Annotated in this window: 16 protein-coding genes; 6 read left to right on the top strand and 10 right to left on the bottom strand. The window is 64.5% G+C overall.

The window, feature by feature from the left end:
- Positions 1–84: 84 nt before the first annotated feature.
- The 8 genes from C5L14_RS09030 to hutC all read right to left on the bottom strand — a co-directional run bounded on the left by C5L14_RS09030 (position 85) and on the right by hutC (position 7,882).
- Complete coding sequence (locus C5L14_RS09030) at positions 85–774, bottom strand: outer membrane protein (protein WP_105861695.1); 690 nt, start codon at positions 772–774, stop codon at positions 85–87.
- A 354-nt stretch (positions 775–1,128) separates the two neighbouring features.
- Positions 1,129–2,163 carry an L-glyceraldehyde 3-phosphate reductase gene (mgrA, locus tag C5L14_RS09025; RefSeq protein ID WP_105861694.1) on the bottom strand — a complete coding sequence of 345 codons (1,035 nt, stop codon included), beginning with the start codon at positions 2,161–2,163 and terminating at the stop codon, positions 1,129–1,131.
- Positions 2,164–2,325: 162 nt separating this feature from the next.
- Positions 2,326–3,876, bottom strand: coding sequence for a monocarboxylate uptake permease MctP (gene mctP / locus C5L14_RS09020; protein ID WP_105861693.1), 1,551 nt, complete (start codon positions 3,874–3,876; stop codon positions 2,326–2,328).
- Complete coding sequence (locus C5L14_RS09015) at positions 3,876–4,043, bottom strand: DUF3311 domain-containing protein (protein ID WP_082979752.1); 168 nt, start codon at positions 4,041–4,043, stop codon at positions 3,876–3,878. The genes mctP and C5L14_RS09015 overlap by 1 nt, the downstream gene beginning before the upstream one ends.
- A 250-nt stretch (positions 4,044–4,293) precedes the next feature.
- On the bottom strand, positions 4,294–5,325 hold the full coding sequence (locus tag C5L14_RS09010) for an ABC transporter substrate-binding protein (RefSeq protein ID WP_105861692.1): 1,032 nt from the start codon (positions 5,323–5,325) through the stop codon (positions 4,294–4,296).
- Between the two features lie 32 nt (positions 5,326–5,357).
- Positions 5,358–6,128: an ABC transporter permease gene (locus C5L14_RS09005; RefSeq protein ID WP_105861691.1), complete on the bottom strand. Its 771-nt coding sequence runs from the start codon at positions 6,126–6,128 to the stop codon at positions 5,358–5,360.
- Positions 6,129–6,221: 93 nt separating this feature from the next.
- The gene (locus C5L14_RS09000; protein WP_105861690.1) at positions 6,222–7,010 is read right to left on the bottom strand and encodes an ABC transporter ATP-binding protein; all 789 of its coding nucleotides are present in this window, start codon (positions 7,008–7,010) and stop codon (positions 6,222–6,224) included.
- Between the two features lie 134 nt (positions 7,011–7,144).
- Positions 7,145–7,882: a histidine utilization repressor gene (hutC, locus tag C5L14_RS08995; protein ID WP_105861689.1), complete on the bottom strand. Its 738-nt coding sequence runs from the start codon at positions 7,880–7,882 to the stop codon at positions 7,145–7,147.
- Positions 7,883–8,064: 182 nt separating this feature from the next.
- On the opposite strand from hutC, the gene hutI reads away from it, so the two are divergent.
- From hutI to C5L14_RS08975, 4 genes are all read left to right on the top strand, one after another.
- Complete coding sequence (hutI, locus tag C5L14_RS08990) at positions 8,065–9,282, top strand: imidazolonepropionase (protein ID WP_105861688.1); 1,218 nt, start codon at positions 8,065–8,067, stop codon at positions 9,280–9,282.
- Positions 9,279–10,826 (top strand): histidine ammonia-lyase, encoded by a 1,548-nt coding sequence (gene hutH / locus C5L14_RS08985; RefSeq protein ID WP_105861687.1) that lies wholly within the window; start codon positions 9,279–9,281, stop codon positions 10,824–10,826. Before hutI ends, hutH begins: the two co-directional genes overlap by 4 nt.
- On the top strand, positions 10,823–11,650 hold the full coding sequence (hutG, locus tag C5L14_RS08980) for an N-formylglutamate deformylase (RefSeq protein WP_105861686.1): 828 nt from the start codon (positions 10,823–10,825) through the stop codon (positions 11,648–11,650). Before hutH ends, hutG begins: the two co-directional genes overlap by 4 nt.
- 99 nt (positions 11,651–11,749) lie before the next feature.
- Entirely contained in the window at positions 11,750–12,322 is a 573-nt protein-coding gene (locus C5L14_RS08975) for a HutD/Ves family protein (protein ID WP_105861685.1), read from the top strand.
- A gap of 129 nt (positions 12,323–12,451) precedes the next feature.
- Here the strand turns inward: C5L14_RS08975 and C5L14_RS08970 are convergent, their stop codons facing one another.
- Complete coding sequence (locus tag C5L14_RS08970; RefSeq protein WP_068288645.1) at positions 12,452–12,586, bottom strand: entericidin A/B family lipoprotein; 135 nt, start codon at positions 12,584–12,586, stop codon at positions 12,452–12,454.
- 387 nt (positions 12,587–12,973) lie between these two features.
- On the opposite strand from C5L14_RS08970, the gene C5L14_RS08965 reads away from it, so the two are divergent.
- Positions 12,974–14,248 carry a hemolysin family protein gene (locus C5L14_RS08965; RefSeq protein WP_105861971.1) on the top strand — a complete coding sequence of 425 codons (1,275 nt, stop codon included), beginning with the start codon at positions 12,974–12,976 and terminating at the stop codon, positions 14,246–14,248.
- A 162-nt stretch (positions 14,249–14,410) separates the two neighbouring features.
- Here the strand turns inward: C5L14_RS08965 and C5L14_RS08960 are convergent, their stop codons facing one another.
- The gene (locus C5L14_RS08960) at positions 14,411–14,899 is read right to left on the bottom strand and encodes a DMT family transporter (RefSeq protein ID WP_105861684.1); all 489 of its coding nucleotides are present in this window, start codon (positions 14,897–14,899) and stop codon (positions 14,411–14,413) included.
- Positions 14,900–14,983: 84 nt separating this feature from the next.
- Here C5L14_RS08960 and C5L14_RS08955 point away from each other — a divergent pair, with 84 nt between their 5' ends.
- On the top strand, positions 14,984–15,889 hold the full coding sequence (locus C5L14_RS08955; protein ID WP_105861683.1) for a LysR family transcriptional regulator: 906 nt from the start codon (positions 14,984–14,986) through the stop codon (positions 15,887–15,889).
- Positions 15,890–16,076 lie beyond the last annotated feature (187 nt).

Below are 16,076 nucleotides of genomic sequence, written 5' to 3'. Positions count from 1 at the left end.
TCAGCTTAACGGGCTGTGGCAGACGGCGGAAGGCGGCGGAGACGAGACAGCGGCAGGAGGTCGCTGCGCCCCTGCCCGCCCTGCTCAGAATTTGTAGCTGATGCCGACCAGTGCGACCGTCTCGTGGAAGCCGGCCTTGAAGCGGGTATCGGGCGCCACGCGGAAGCGCGACTTGCCGAAATCGGTATAGCGCACCTCGACGCGGCCGATCCAATTGTCGGTGAAGGCATATTCGACCCCGCCGCCGACAGTCCACCCCACCTTGGTCTTGGTGGAAGAACCCACGACATCGCCGTCGAAGAGGTTCCAGCGCTCGCGAATATCGCCGAAGGCAACACCGCTGGTGGCATAAACCAGAATCCGATCGAAGGCATAACCAAGACGTGCGCGGACCGAGCCCTGCCAGCGATTGGTCATATGCAGCCGACTGTTGCCGTTCTGGGCATCGATGACCGTATGGCTGCCCTTGATGCTGCTGAGGTCGATGTCGCCTTCCAAACCGACGACGATATTGTTGGAGAACTGTTCGTTGTAGCCGGCATGCAGACCACCAAGCACGCCATCGACGTTGAAGCTGTCGGCCGGCACGGGCGCCGACCTGCTCAAATCATCCTTTTCCCGCCCCCAGCCATAGCCGATATGGGCGCCGACATAGAAGCCGGTCCAGCTGAAGGGCGTCACCGGTACGATAGGCTCCACGGGAGCGGGTGCAAGGTCTGCCGAGAGTGCCGGCATCGGCGCAAGAAAGAGTGCCGCCAGAACGATTCTTCTCATGATCCCCACCTCATCACGACGTTGATCGGCAAGAAATCACTGTCACAATTCCTCTATATTGTCCAGATTTTCGAATTATATAGACCGAAAAACGAACTATAAATTTATCACAATATATACTTTAGACTGAAAATACAGAAATGAATTCTTTATTTTCTAACCAAACGAGATCTATTCAAGACATTAGGGAAGCAGAGCCATATCTCCTTGGTAACCCCTCCCATGCAGAAGGCGGCCAAAAACCTTGCGTCCCGGCGAAACCGCCGGAACGCAAGGCGCCAACAACAGGCAACTGGAGCAATTCGTGTTCAAGTACTCACGGCAGGTGATCGTCCTGCCGATCGAGGGCTCGGCTCATCCCTTGCTGGATGCCGCCCAGAGATTGACGTTGCCGTCCTCGGCAGAGCGGTCGATCTCGGCCAGTTCCTCGGGCGAAAAATCGAGATTCTTCAAGGCACCGACACAGTCCTCGATCTGGCCCGGCCGGCTGGCACCGATCAGCGCCGAGGTCATGCGGCTATCCCTGAGCACCCAGGCGATCGCCATCTGCGCCAGGGACTGGCCGCGGCGGCGGGCGATCGCATCGAGCGCGTGCAGTCTTGCCAGATTCGCCTCGGAGAGCTGGTCGGGCGAGAGCGACTTGCCGGCTGCGGCGCGGCTGTCCGCCGGGATGCCGCCGGCGCCGAGATATTTGTTGGTGAGCAGACCCTGCGCCAGCGGCGTGAAGGCGATGCAGCCCGCACCATCGGCCTCGAGTTGGTCGAGCAGGCTGTCCTTCTCGATCCAGCGGTTGAGCATGGAATAGCTCGGCTGGTGGATGAGCAATGGCGTACCCAGGCGGCGCAGGATCGCTGCCGCCTCCTTGGTGCGCTCGGTGCCGTAGGAGGAAATGCCGGCATAATGGGCCTTGCCCTGGCGCACCGCGTCATGCAGCGCCGTCATGGTCTCTTCCAGCGGCGTGTTGGGATCGAAACGGTGTGAATAGAAGATATCGACCGTCTCGATGCCCATGCGCTTGAGGCTGGCGTCCAGGCTGGAGAGCAGATATTTGCGGCTGCCCCATTCGCCATAGGGTCCAGGCCACATACGATAGCCGGCCTTGGTCGAGATCACCAATTCGTCGCGATGACGGGCGAAATCCGTCTTCAGGATGCGCCCGAAGGTCTCTTCGGCCGAGCCGGGCGGCGGCCCGTAATTATTGGCGAGATCGAAATGGGTGATGCCGAGGTCGAAGGCCTTGCGGCAGAGCGCCCTGGCATTCTCGAAGGGAATGTCGCCACCGAAATTATGCCACAGGCCGAGCGAAAGGGCTGGAAGCTGAAGGCCCGAACGGCCGGAACGGCGATATTGCATGGCGTCGTAGCGCGCATCATCCGCGACATAGGTCATTGGTGGCTCCAAAGGTGAGGGAATGCGAATCCGCAACAATTCATCAGACAAACTGACCGGCCCCGGTCGATTGTTCAACCACCCCTGCGCCGCCCTTGCAACCCGCCGCACATGAAAAGGCCGGCGTCGCCGCCGGCCTTTCCGATTTCAATTATGGGTGTGTCAGGAGGTGGTGACGGCGTCCTCGTAGTCGGCCGACGACGTCTCGTCCTGCGTCGTGGAGCCCAGCACCATGGTCAGCACCACGGACACCACGAAGTTCAGCACCACGGCGATCAGGCCGATATAGAAGGAGGTGCCGAACAGGGCATAGGTCGGCGCCACTGCACCCGAGGCCATGGCCATATAGGAGCCTGCCAGCATTCCCACGGCCCACCCGATCAGGAGGGCCCAGCCATTGAACCAGCGCGTGTAGAGCCCGGCGACCAGCGCGGGGAAGATCTGGATCATCCACACGCCGCCAAGGAGCTGCAGGTCGATGGCGAACTTGGTCGGCAACCAGAAGATCACCGCCAGCGCGCCGACCTTGACGATCAGGCTCATCAGCTTGGCAAGATAGGATTCCTTCTGCGCCGAAAGATCCGGCTCGATGAAGGGCTTCCAGATATTGCGCGTGAAAGTGTTCGCCGCGCCGATCGACATCACGGCGGCCGGTACCAGCGCACCGATGGCGATCGCCGCAAAGCAGAAGCCCGCGAACCAGTCGGGGAACATCTTGTTGATCAGGAGCGGGATCGCCATCGAGGCATCGCCATTGGGCGTCTCGATGCCGGCAGCAACCGCCATCACGCCCAGCAAGGCGATGAGGCCGAGGATCAGCGAATAGGCCGGAAGCGCTACCGCATTGCGGCGGATGGCATTGGGGCCGGTGGCCGAGAGCGTGCCGGTAAGCGCATGCGGATACATGAACAGCGCCATGGCCGAGCCGATGGAGAGCGTGATGAACGGCCAGATCTGGGCCGAAGTCAGCGTCAGGCCGACATTGGCAGGCTTGCCGGCCGCGGCGAGCGCCGCTGCCTTGGCATCATAGACGACCTTTGCCTTCTCGAAGATCGAACCGAAACCGCCGAGCTGATAGGGAATGATGACCACGGCGGCGATCACGAAGACATAGATCATAATATCCTTGACGAAGGCGATCATGGCCGGGGCGCGCAGGCCGCTCTTATAGGTGTAGAGCGCCAGGATGATGAAGGCGATCGTCAGGGGAAGATGCGAAGCGAAGCCCGTCGCCGAGAAGCCGAGGGCCTGGATCACCTTTTCCATGCCGACGAGCTGCAGGGCGATATAGGGCATGGTGGCGAGGATGCCGGTGAAGGCCACCGCCAGTTCCAGCCAGCGATTGCCGTAACGCCCGGCGATGAAATCGGCCCCGGTGAGATAGCCATGCTTGTGGGTGGCGTTCCACAGCCGCGGCATGATCAGGAAGATCAGGGGATAGATCAGGATGGTATAGGGCACGGCGAAGAAGCCATAGGCGCCCACCGCATACATCAGGCCGGGCACGGCAATCACGGTATAGGCGGTGTAGAGGTCCCCGCCCAGCAGGAACCAGGTGATCCAGGCGCCGAAGCGCCGGCCGCCGAGACCCCATTCATGCAACTGGTCGAGATCCCCCGCCTTCCAGCGCGACGCCACGAAGCCCACCACGGTGACGAGAAGGAAGAAGAAGACGAAGACCATCGCCGCCGTCCAATTGAGATTGTCCAGCATCAGCGTTCAACCTTCCAGGCGAGATAGACGAACAGCGACGAAATCGGCACCAGCACGAGCAGATAGAAATAGAAGAAGGGCAGACCGAACAGCACGGGATCGATGCTGTTATAAAGCGGTGTCAGCAATGCCAGTACGCAAGGTACCAGCAGAAGCAGGTATTTCATGGCATTTCCCCCGGACACTCTGAGAACGTGGCGGCAGCCGAATCCTCGCCCGCCGCAAACTCTTTGGGCAGATTCTTATTCCCTTGGAGAAAGATTGAGTCCAGCGGCAATGCGGGTCGCTCAACGGGAAAGGGTGTGATTTGGATAGCCAGGCTCGGCCCGGCTATCCAAAAGCCCCGCTCGACACCATCAGAGGTTGGATCGCCGGGCCAAGCCCAACGACGAAGCTCTCGCCTGCCCGGCCGCGCCGTCAGATCTTGGCAGCCTTCACGAAAGCCGGTTCGAAGGTCTTCTCGTAGGGAACGTTCGCGTTGGCGAGTTCCGGGTCGAGCGCCTTGAGCGCGTTCATCATCGACTCGTAGCCGTCCTTGGTGACCATGCCGTCCGGCGAATACATCTGCCGCGAATTCTGGAACGCCTGCATGTAGAGCTCGCGATTGCCGAGCAGATATTCCTTCGGCACGAGATCGGCGACATCCTCGGGCTTGGCCGCGCCGATCCATTTCAGGGCCTTCATCATGGCATTGACGACGCGCTGCGTGGTGACCGGATTGTCCTTCGCGAAGGACTGCTTGAGATAGACCGTCGCGGCCGGATTGGTGCCGCCGAACAGGGCCTTGGTGCCCTCTTCCGTGCGCGTATCGAGCAGGATGGCGATGTCGTCGTCATGCTGCAGCTGGCTGATCACCGGATCGAGATGCGAGAGGCCGTCGATGCCGCCGTTCTTGATGGCCGCGACGGCGCTGGCGCCGCCTCCGATGCCGATCTGCGCCACGTCGGCCGAGGTCAGCCCGTTCTTCTGCAGGGCATATTGCAGGAGCAGAGCCGTGGAAGACCCCGGGGCGGTGACGCCCACTTTGCGGCCCTTGAGATCGGCAATGGTCTTGATCTCGCCGGCAAGGCTCTTGCGCACCGCGATGACGATGCCCGGAAAGCGGCCGAGGTCGCAGACGGCGATGATGTCCTGCCCCTTGTTCTGCATGCGGATGGTATGCTCATAGGCACCAGTCACCACGTCCACCGAGCCGCCGACCAGAGCCTGCAGCGATTTGGAGCCGCCGGCGAAATCGTTGATGGTGACGTTGAGCCCCTCCTCCTTGAAGAAGCCCTTCTGTTCGGCCACGGTCAGCGGCAAATAATAGAGCAGCGGCTTGCCGCCGACGCCGATGGCGAGATCCGTTTTCTCGGGCTTGGCGTCTTCGGCGAAGGCCGGCAGCGTCCCGCCGAGCGAGGCGCCGAAGGCCATGCCGGTAGCACCGATCAGGAAAGTCCTGCGTTTCATCATTCTTCCTCCCAATAAGTCGCCAATATTGCTTACCCACGCCAGACCAGCAGGCGGCGCTCCACGGCCGTCATCAGCCAGTCGACGATGAGAACGAAGGCCATCAGCACGAACATGCCGGCGAAGACGCCGGTGACGTCGAATACGCCCTCGGCCTGCTGGATGAGATAGCCCAGACCCGCAGAGGAGCCGAGATATTCGCCGACCACCGCGCCGACCACGGCAAAGCCGACCGAAGTGTGCAGGCTGGAAAACACCCAGGACATCGCCGACGGCAGATAGACATGGCGCAGGAGCTGGCGCTCGTTCATGCCGAGCATGCGCGCATTGGAGAGCACGGCCGGGCTCACTTCCTTGACGCCCTGATAGACGTTGAAGAAGACGATGAAGAACACCAGCGTGAAGCCGAGAGCCACCTTCGACCAGATGCCGAGGCCGAACCACAGCGCGAAGATGGGCGCCAGCACCACACGGGGCAGCGCATTGGCGGCCTTGACATAAGGGTCGAAAATCGCGGCGACCACGGGCTGGCGGGCGAACCAGAAACCGAGAATGACGCCGCCCAGTGCGCCGGACAGGAAGGCAAGCGCCGATTCAGCCAGGGTGATCCACAGATGGTACCAGATGGAGCCGTCGGTGAACCACTCCACGATCCGCCTCCACACGCTGAGTGGCTCGCCAAAGAAGAACGCCACCGTCTTGGGGGAGCCGAACAGCGTGGTCGTCGAGGCCAGATGCCACAGGGCGATGCCGATGACCGCGACGAGCACCTGCAGGATGAGCAAGACGATCTTGTTGTTCATTAGGTTCCCCATGACGGCCGTCTTCAGATGATTGCTTGGCTGCGCTCGCGATGACGACGAATGATCGCTCGAATTCATGTAAAAACCGCCGAACTAGCTGTAGGCCTTCATCACCTCGTCGCGCAGCGCGTCCCAGATGTCGCGATGCAGGCGGATGAAAGCAGGATCGTGGCGGATTTCGGCAATGGCGCGGGGCCGGGGCAGAGGCACGCTGAACTCCCCGATGATACCGGCTTTCGGGCCGGCCGACATGATGACGATGCGATCGGCCAAGGCTATCGCTTCATCGAGGTCGTGGGTGACGAACATCACCGCCTTGCGATCCTCCGACCAGAGCTTCAGGAGCAGGTCCCCCATGACCAACCGGGTCTGGGCGTCGAGCGGCCCGAAGGGCTCGTCCATCAGCAACAGCTTGGGATTGCGGATGAGCACCTGCGCCAAGCCCACGCGCTTGCGCTGCCCGCCGGACAGCATGCGGGGATAGCGGTCGCCGAAACGGGCAAGACCGACCCGCTCCAGCCAGGTCTGCGCCGCCTGCCTGGCTTTTTCGGCAGGCGTCCCCGCGACCTCCAGGCCGATGGCGACATTCTGCAGGACGGTCTTCCAGGGCATCAGCGATTCCTGCTGGAAGAGGTAGCCGGCCTGCCCGTTCAGGCCCTTGAGCGGCTTGCCGAACACCTCGACCGAGCCGGCCACCGGGGCGAGCAGCCCCGCCGTGGCATTGAGCAATGTGGACTTGCCGCAGCCCGTCGGCCCGACAATCGCGACGAATTCGTGGTCCCCGACCGTGAGGTCGACGTTGGCGACGGCATCAAAACGGGAATCCCTGGTTGCGAATGAAATCGAAACGCCCTTCAGCGCAACGGCTTGCGCTGCGCTCATGCGGCCTCGGCCCTTCTCATCTGCGGTCCTCCCGGATTGGTCCTACGAGTCGGCTTTGCGCGCAGTCTATACCGCGATGACAAAGGGCGGCCAGCCCTGGGATTGGGCTCATTGCGGCAAAGTGCCAGCTGCTCTCAGGAGGGCGAGAAGCGTGCGACCAACTGGTGGCGGTCTCCCGGATAGGTGAAGCGCACTGCCGTGACGAACTGATCGCCGCGCCAGGTGCGCCGCTCCACCACCAGGCAGGCGCTGCCAGGCTCGAGCTTCAGCAAGGCCGCCTCCTCCCCCCGTGCCGCCGCTGCCTTGATGTGGTGTTCGGCCACCGTCCAGGGCACGTGGCCCAGGAGCCATACACCCGGGGGTTCCCGCGTGAAATCGGCTTTCCCGGCCTGCGGTACCGCCTCCAGATCGATCAGGCGCTCCTCCAGGCAGAACGGGCCATCGCCGGCGAAATGGCGGCAGGTCAGCGCCAGCAATGGCCCGGAACCTTCCAGCGCGAATGTCAGGCGCTCGGCGGCCGTCGGACGGCGCTGGCGACGATGCATCAATTCGAAGCGATAAGGCAGGCCAAGCGCGGTCACCTCCGCCTCGATGCCGTGAATGGCCAGCACGGCGGCCTCGCTGCGCGGCTGCGATACGAAACTGCCAGCCTTGCGCCGGCGCTCGATCAGGCCGGCGGCGGCAAGCTGGGTCAGCACCTTGTTCACGGTCATGCGCGAGCAGCCATAGATCTCCGTCAGCTCGGTTTCGAACGGGATGCGGTAGCCGGGCGGCCATTCGCCCGAAACGATGCGGCGCTCGATATCGCCGAGGATGCGCTGATGGAGCGTCTGCGCCTTGGCATCCAGCTCGGGGGGGGCGACGCCGTTCATCAACGGCTCCCGCTGCGAGGTTGGCCGGTCCTGACGGATACCGCAATCCCGGAGGCCTTTGCCTGCTTGATCATCGTCGCTTTTCCCCCCGCGCCAAACGGTACTAAACTCCCATCATTCCACTTGCGCGTCAATTAATATGTCTATACATGTTTCCGCATAACAGCAGGGTGGAGGACTCGATGTCGACAAACAGCCAAAGGCTCCGTTTGTGGCGCAATGCGCGCCTGGCCACCCTGGTCGGGGATGACCTCGGTATCGTGGAGCAGGGAGCCGTGCTTTCCGAGGGCGAGCGTATTGCTTTCGCCGGCCCCGAGAGCGACCTGCCGGCCGGCATGCGCGACAGGGCCGAGACCGTCGACCTTGAAGGCCGCTGGATCACCCCTGGCCTGATCGACTGTCATACCCATTTGGTCTTCGGCGGCGACCGGGCGCATGAATTCGAGCTGCGTCTCAAGGGGGCCAGCTATGAGGAGATCGCTCGGGCGGGCGGCGGCATCGTTTCCTCGGTCAACGCCACGCGCGCTGCCAGCGAGGACGAGCTGCTCGCCAGTGCCCTGCCCCGTCTCGACCATCTGATTGCCGAAGGCGTCACCACGGTCGAGGTGAAATCGGGCTACGGCCTGGAAACCCGCACCGAACTCGCCATGCTGCGCGCCGCCCGCCGCCTCGGCGAGGCGCGCAGGGTCAATGTCTCGACCACCTTTCTCGGCGCCCATGCCCTGCCCGTCGAGGCCAAGGGCGACAAGGACGCCTATATCGACCTCGTCTGCCGGGAGATGCTGCCCGTCGTGGCCGCCGAAGGCCTCGCCGACGCCGTGGACGGCTTTTGCGAGGGCATCGCCTTCCTGCCCGAGCATATCAGCAAGGTCTTCGAGGCGGCGAAGAAGGCCGGCCTGCCGGTCAAGCTGCATGCCGACCAGCTTTCCAATCTGCACGGCGCCAAGCTTGCGGCCGATTACGGCGCGCTGTCGGCCGATCATCTCGAATATACCGATGATGAAGGCGCCGCCGCCATGCAGGCGGCCGGTACGGTCGCCGTGATCCTGCCCGGCGCCTACTACTTCATTCGCGAGACCAAGCAGCCGCCCATCGCCGCATTCCGGTCCCACAAGGTGCCGATGGCCGTGGCCACCGACTGCAATCCCGGCACCTCGCCGCTGACCTCGCTGCTGATGACCATGAACATGGCGGCGACCCTGTTTCGCATGACCGTCGACGAATGCATCGCCGGCGTTACCCGCAATGCCGCCAAGGCGCTCGGCAAGGCCCAGGACATCGGAACGCTCGAAGCCGGCAAGCGATGCGATCTTGCCATCTGGGATATCGAGCGCCCGGCCGAACTCGTCTACCGCCTAGGTTTCAATCCGCTACATCAACGCATCTGGAGAGGCCAGTGACCAATCCCGTTTTGCTGCGTCCCGGCAGCGTCTCGCTCGCACAATGGCGCGCCATCTATGACGGCGCGCCCGTCAGCTTGGACGAAGGCTGCCGCCCGCTGGTCGAGGCGAGCGCCCGGGCCGTCGCCGACATCATCGCCAAGGGCGAGCCGGTCTATGGCATCAATACCGGCTTCGGCAAGCTGGCGAGCGTGCGCATCGAGAATGCCGATCTCGCCATCCTCCAGCGTAACATCGTGCTCTCGCATGCCGCCGGCGTCGGCGATCCCCTGCCGGTCGAGGTCGTCCGGCTGATCATGGCCCTCAAGCTCGGCAGCCTGGCCCAGGGCTCCTCCGGCGTGCAATGGTCGACCATCACCACGCTGCGCGACTGCCTCGCCCGCGATCTTATCCCAGTCGTCCCCGGCCAGGGCTCCGTGGGCGCCTCGGGCGACCTGGCGCCACTCTCGCACATGACCGCTGCGCTGACCGGCGTCGGCGCCTTCTTCGTCAAGGGCGAGAAGGTGGAGGCCACGGAGGCGCTCAAGCATGTCGGGCTGTCACCGCTCGTGCTCGGTCCGAAGGAAGGCCTCGCGCTGCTCAATGGCACGCAGGTTTCCACCGGCCTGGCGCTGGCCGGCCTGTTCCAGGCCGAACGCGTGTTCCAGGGCGCGCTGGTGACCGGGGCGCTCTCGACCGATGCGGCCCGCGGCTCGGACGGTCCCTTCGATCCGCGCATCCACAAGGTCCGCGGCCATCGCGGCCAGGCCGAGGTCGCCGACACGTTGCGCGCCCTGATGGCGGGCAGCGCCATCCGCGCCTCGCACCTTACCGGGGACGAGCGCGTGCAGGATCCCTATTGCCTGCGCTGCCAGCCCCAGGTGATGGGCGCCTGCCTCGACCTCTTGCGCCAAGCCGCCGCGACGCTGACGATCGAAGCCAATGGCGTCACCGACAACCCGCTGGTCTTCACCGATACGGGCGAGGTGATCTCCGGCGGCAATTTCCACGCCGAACCCGTCGCCTTCGCCGCCGACATGATCGCCATGGCGCTGTGCGAGATCGGCTCCATCAGTGAACGGCGCATCGCCATGCTGGTCGATCCGGCGCTTTCCGGCATGCCCGCCTTCCTCACGCCCAAGCCCGGCCTCAACTCCGGCTTCATGATCCCGCAGGTCACCGCCGCCGCTCTGGTATCGGAGAACAAGCAGCGGGCCTTCCCGGCCAGCGTCGATTCGATTCCGACCTCCGCCAATCAGGAGGACCATGTCTCCATGGCCGCCCACGGCGCCCGCCGTCTCCTGGAGATGAGCCGCAACACCGCCAATGTCATCGGCATCGAATATCTCGCCGCCGTGCAGGGCTGCGACTTCCACGCGCCGCTGAAATCGAGCGAAGCGCTCGAGCAGGCCCGGGCGGCGTTGCGCGCCGAGGTGCCGCATCTTTCCGACGACCGGCACTTCGCGCCCGACATTGCCACCGCCACCGCGCTGATCTGGAGCGGTGCGGCACAGAGGGCGGCCGGCCTCAAGACGCTGGCAAGCGTGGTGGAGGGCACGGCATGAGCCGGCCCGATTGGCTTGAGATCCGGCAGGGGCAGGCACCGCTGCTCGTCTCGCTGCCGCATACGGGCACTGAGATCCCGGCCGCGATCGAAGCGCGGCTGGTCTCGCCCTGGCTCGCCCGCAAGGACACCGACTGGTGGATCGAGACGCTCTATGATTTTGCGGCCGGGCTCGACGCCACCATCGTGCGCACGCCGATGTCGCGCACAGTCGTCGATGTCAACCGCGACCCGTCCGGGGTTTCGCTCTATCCCGGCCAGGCCACCACGGAGCTGTGCCCGACCACCAGCTTCGACGGCGAGCCGCTCTACAAGGACGGCGAGGCCCCCGGCGCGGCCGAGGTCGCCGAACGGCGCGCCCTCTGGTTCGATCCCTATCACCAGGCCCTGGCCGACGAAGTCGCCAGGCTTAGGGGACGCCATCGCAACATCGTCGTCTATGACTGCCATTCGATCCGCTCGGTGATTCCGCGCTTGTTCGAGGGCACGCTGCCGCAGTTCAACATCGGCACCAATGGCGGCGTGACCTGTCATCCCGCCCTGGCCGAGACGATCGAGGCGCTCTGCCGCTCCAGCGGGCGCGAGACCGTGATGAACGGACGCTTCAAGGGCGGCTTCATCACACGCAGCCTGGGCCAGCCCGACAAGGGTGTGCATGCCGTGCAGATGGAACTGGCCTGCCGCTCCTATATCGACGAGCCGCTCGGCCCGGTCGGGGAAGCCAACTGGCCCGTCGCCTTCAATGCCGCCTATGCCCAGCCCCTGCGCGAAACGCTCGGCAGCATCCTCAATGCCTGCCTGGTGTTCGCCAGGGCATTGAAATAGGGCGTTTTCGAAGCTTGGGGAAGCCGCTGGCACGCGCTGTGCCGCCCCTCACCTCGCCGAAACAGCATGATTTCGAAACCGCGCTCCTAGGGACCCGCCATGAAGCTGATCCGTTTCGCCGATCTCGCTCGCAAGCCCTGGAAGAACGGCGGCGGCACCACCACCGAGATCGCGGCCTCGCCGGAGGGCGCCGGCTTCGAGGATTTCGACTGGCGCCTGTCGGTGGCGGAGGTGGCGAGCGACGGCCCCTTCTCGCTGTTCCCACAGATCGACCGCACTTTGACCCTGATCGAGGGCCAGGGCCTCGACATGTCGATCGAAGGGCGTGAGGCGGTGAGGCTGACCCCGGCCTCCGCTCCCCTGGCCTTCCCCGGCGACGTACCCGTCACGGCCAGCCTGGTCGACGGCCCCATCCGCGACTTCAACGTGATGACCCGGCGCGGGCGGTTCAGCCATCGGGTGACCCGGCATGATCTGGCATCCGGACTGCTGACGCTGCCGCAGGACGGCCTTCAGCTGGTGGCAGCGCTCGGCGCCGGCCCGGTGCGGATCGGCGCGGCGAGCCTCGACCTCGGCTTTGCCGACGTCGTCGCCTTCGAGGCGGGCGATACGGGCAGCATCGAAGGAGCGCTGCCCGTCTTGTTGATCGGCTTGTCCCAGCTCGCCAAATGACTTGCTGGTTTGTGCGATACGCTCTGTCATCCCTGGCCCGGTCGAAGAACTCCGGGAAGGGGATGAGGGTCAGGGATTTCGCAACTTGGTATTACTGCCCGCTACGGCCGGCTGATGCCGGCGCGAAACTCACTGCACCGCGTGCTTGACGGCGCGGCCGGTGGCCTTCACGTCCCGGCCGACGCCGGTCACCGTGTTGGCGCAGGCGGTCAGGGTGAGGGCGGACACCACGAGAGCAACGATCGCGAAGGAAATTTTTGACATTCGTACATTCCCCGAATTGGCTGTGCCGACAATGGCAACAAGACAGGAATCGTTATGCCATATTCGCCGGCTTTGCACAGCCGGACTTTTCCTTCCCAAAGGGAATATCCGTCCTCTACTTGCCTATCCTGACGCTCCCATGAGACAGGCGGCGCCCCCCCTGAATGGCTGCGATCCCTAGAGCAAAGCGCGTTCAAGCGTTAACGCTTATTTGCTCTAACGCATTGTCCTGACGCATCTTTTCGATTCCTGGTGACCCCGTCCAATCGCAAAACGCTATAGCGGGCCTGGCCGGCCCCCTATCCCAAGCCCGCCGATGCCGTTATGCTCCGCCCCCTCGAAGCGGCCCGACATTCGTCGCGGGCATGCAACCCCCTCAAAGGCACCTTGTTCCTCGACATTGCCATCATCGTCTTCCTGACGCTTCTCAACGGCGTCCTCGCCATGTCGGAACTCGCGATTGTCTCCTCCCGCCCAGCCAGGCTGCGTGCGCTCGCCGATCGCAAGAAGCGAGGCGCGGCGACGGCGCTGGAGCTTCTGGAAAACCCCGGACGCTTCCTCTCCACCGTCCAGATCGGCATCACGCTGGTGGGCGTGCTCTCCGGCGCCTTCTCGGGCGCGACGCTCGGCACGCGCCTTGCCGGCTGGCTGCAGGCCCAGGGCTTGTCCGTCAATGCCGCCGACACGCTCGGCGTCGGCATCGTGGTGGTGGCGATCACCTATCTGTCGCTGATCATCGGCGAACTCGTGCCCAAGCAGATCGCTTTGCGCGATCCCGAGCGCATGGCGGCCCGGGTGGCGCCGGCCATGCGGCTCCTGTCGAAATGCGCGGCGCCGCTGGTCTTCCTGCTCGACATCTCCGGACGCGCCGTGCTGAGGCTGCTCGGCCAGGGCGGCAAGAGCGAGGAAAAGGTGACGGAAGAGGAAGTGCGCACCATCCTCAAGGAAGCCGAGAGCGCCGGCGTGCTGGAGACGGCAGAGCGCGACATGATCTCCGGCGTCATGCGCCTGGGGGATCGCAGCGCCCGCTCGCTGATGACGCCGCGACGCGACGTGGAGGTGATCGACCTTTCCGATTCCGCCAAGACGATCATGGCGCAATTGCGCGCCACCAGCCGCTCGCGCCTGCCCGTGCAGGACGGCGAGGACGACAACATCGTCGGCGTCGTCATGGTCAAGGACCTGTTCCAGAGCCAGCTCGACGGCCGGGCCCTCAATGTGCGCGACCATATTCAGGCTGCGCCCATCGTGATGGACACCAACGAGGCGCTGAGCGTGCTGCAATCCCTGCGCTCCGCCAGGGCGCATATGGCGCTGGTTTTCGACGAATACGGCCATTTCGAGGGCGTGATCACCGCCAATGACGTGCTGGAGGCGATCACCGGCGCCTTCCAGGACGACGACGAGGACGAGCCGGCCATCACCATGCGCTCGGACGGCTCCTATCTGGTGTCAGGCTGGATGCAGGCCGACGAACTGGCCGAAACCCTGTCGATGCCGATCGAGCGCGGCGACTACGAGACGGCGGCGGGTTTCATCCTGGCCGAACTCAACCGCTTGCCGCAGACCGGCGAGAGCTTCGTGCGAGACGGCTGGCGCTTCGAGGTGGTCGACCTCGACGGCAGGCGCATCGACAAGATCCTGGTATCGAAGGACGCGTAGCACCGTAATCCTTCTCCCCTTGCGGGAGAAGGTGGCGCGCAGCGCCGGATGAGGGGAGAAACGCAACCTGGCAAAGGGAGTGCTAACACCCCTCATCCGCCCCTTCAGGGCACCTTCTCCCGCAAGGGGAGAAGGGTACTCGCCCCCCTTCCCGCCAGCCCTTCACCGTGCCTCGGCGGCGGCAAGCGGAGCGGCGTTGGCCCATTGCGTCACCGCCATGCCGCCGAGGATGAGCAGGACGCCGGCGAGGCGGGCCGGATTGACCGGCCTTGCCGCAAAACCCATCAGGCCGAAATGATCGATCGCCAACGAGGCGATCATCTGACCGGCGATCACCGCCACCATGAAATTGGCGGCACCGAGCCGGGGGGCCAGCAGAAGCGCGGCGGTGATGTAGATCACGCCGGCCAGACCGCCCGTCCAGATCCACCACGGCCCCTTCGATGCGGCGTCGATGCTGGGGGCCGATACGCGGAAGGCCGCCATCACCGGCAGGATCACCGCGATGCTCACCGCCAGTGAAACCAGGGTGGCCCAGAGCGGATGGCCGAGCAGGCGGCCGAGCGTGGCATTGGCGCCCGCCTGGAACGGCACGACCGCGCCTGCGATCAGGGCCGGCAGCAGCAAAAGAATGGAAGCGGGGTTGGTCATCGGCGCTCTCCTTCAGTCGCGGAAGAGCTATGCCATTCCGTAATCAGATGGAAATTCCGATTTCCTATTCCTAATATGCATCACATGAATAACCTTGCCGGTATCGACCTCAACCTGCTCACCGTGCTCGAGGCCCTGCTGGCGGAGCGCCACGTCTCGCGCGCGGCCTTGCGCCTGAACAGGAGCCAGCCGGCCGTCAGCCATGCCCTGGCGCGGCTGCGCCTGCTGTTCGACGATCCCCTGCTGGTGCGCCAGGGCGGCGGCCTCGGCCCGACGGCACGGGCGCTCGAGATCCAGCCTCATCTCGGCGAGGCGCTCGACCGCATGCGGCATCTGCTCGCCCCGGCCGGCTTCGATCCCTCGAGCGAGCGTCGCACCTTCCGCCTGGCGATGTCGGACTATGGCGCCGCCGTGCTGCTGCCGAAGCTCGTGCCGCTCCTGCGCACCGAGGCGCCCCACAGCGACCTGCTCGTCACCCAGGCGAGCCGGGAGGCGATGGAGGCCCAGATCCTCGATGGCGAAATCGACCTGGCCCTGGCCGTGTTTCCCGATCTCGGCAAGCAGCTGGCCCGCAGCCTCCTGTTCGAGGACCGCTATGTCTGCCTCGCCGACGCGGCAGGCCAGCCGCCTTCCGGCGGGCTCGACCTTGCTGCCTATCTCGCCCGCCCGCATGCCCTGGTGGCGCTGCGTGCCGATGTCGAGAACGAGATCGACCGCGCTCTCGTCGCGCTCGGCCACAGGCGGCGGATCTGCCTGACCCTGCCGCATTGGGGCGTGGCGCCGCGCCTGATCAGCGGCACGAACATCATTCTCACCGTGGCGCGCGGCATCCTGCCGCCCTCGATCGAGGCTGACGGCCTTCGCCTGTTCGAACCGCCCTTCGCCCTGCCTCCCGTGCCCTTCACCCAGATCTGGCACCCGCGCCGCCAGGGCGATCCGGCCCATCAGTGGCTGCGCGAACGCATCGGAGGATTTTTCCGGGCGGGGTGACATTGGTGTGCCGATCTCCGGATCCGCATTTCAGAGCGTTTCTGCGTCTTCCTCTGGGAAGCGACACCGCCGCGACCAGAGCAAAGCGCGTTTAGACGGAAGCACTTGTTTGCTCTGACTCTTTGGTTCCACGCGTCTTTGCGATTCTTGGCGACTCCGCCAAATCGCAAAACGCTTTAGAAAAATG

The organism is Labrys okinawensis, assembly GCF_002982075.1.
Lineage (GTDB): Bacteria > Pseudomonadota > Alphaproteobacteria > Rhizobiales > Labraceae > Labrys > Labrys okinawensis_A.
This window is presented reverse-complemented; position numbering and strand designations above follow the sequence as displayed.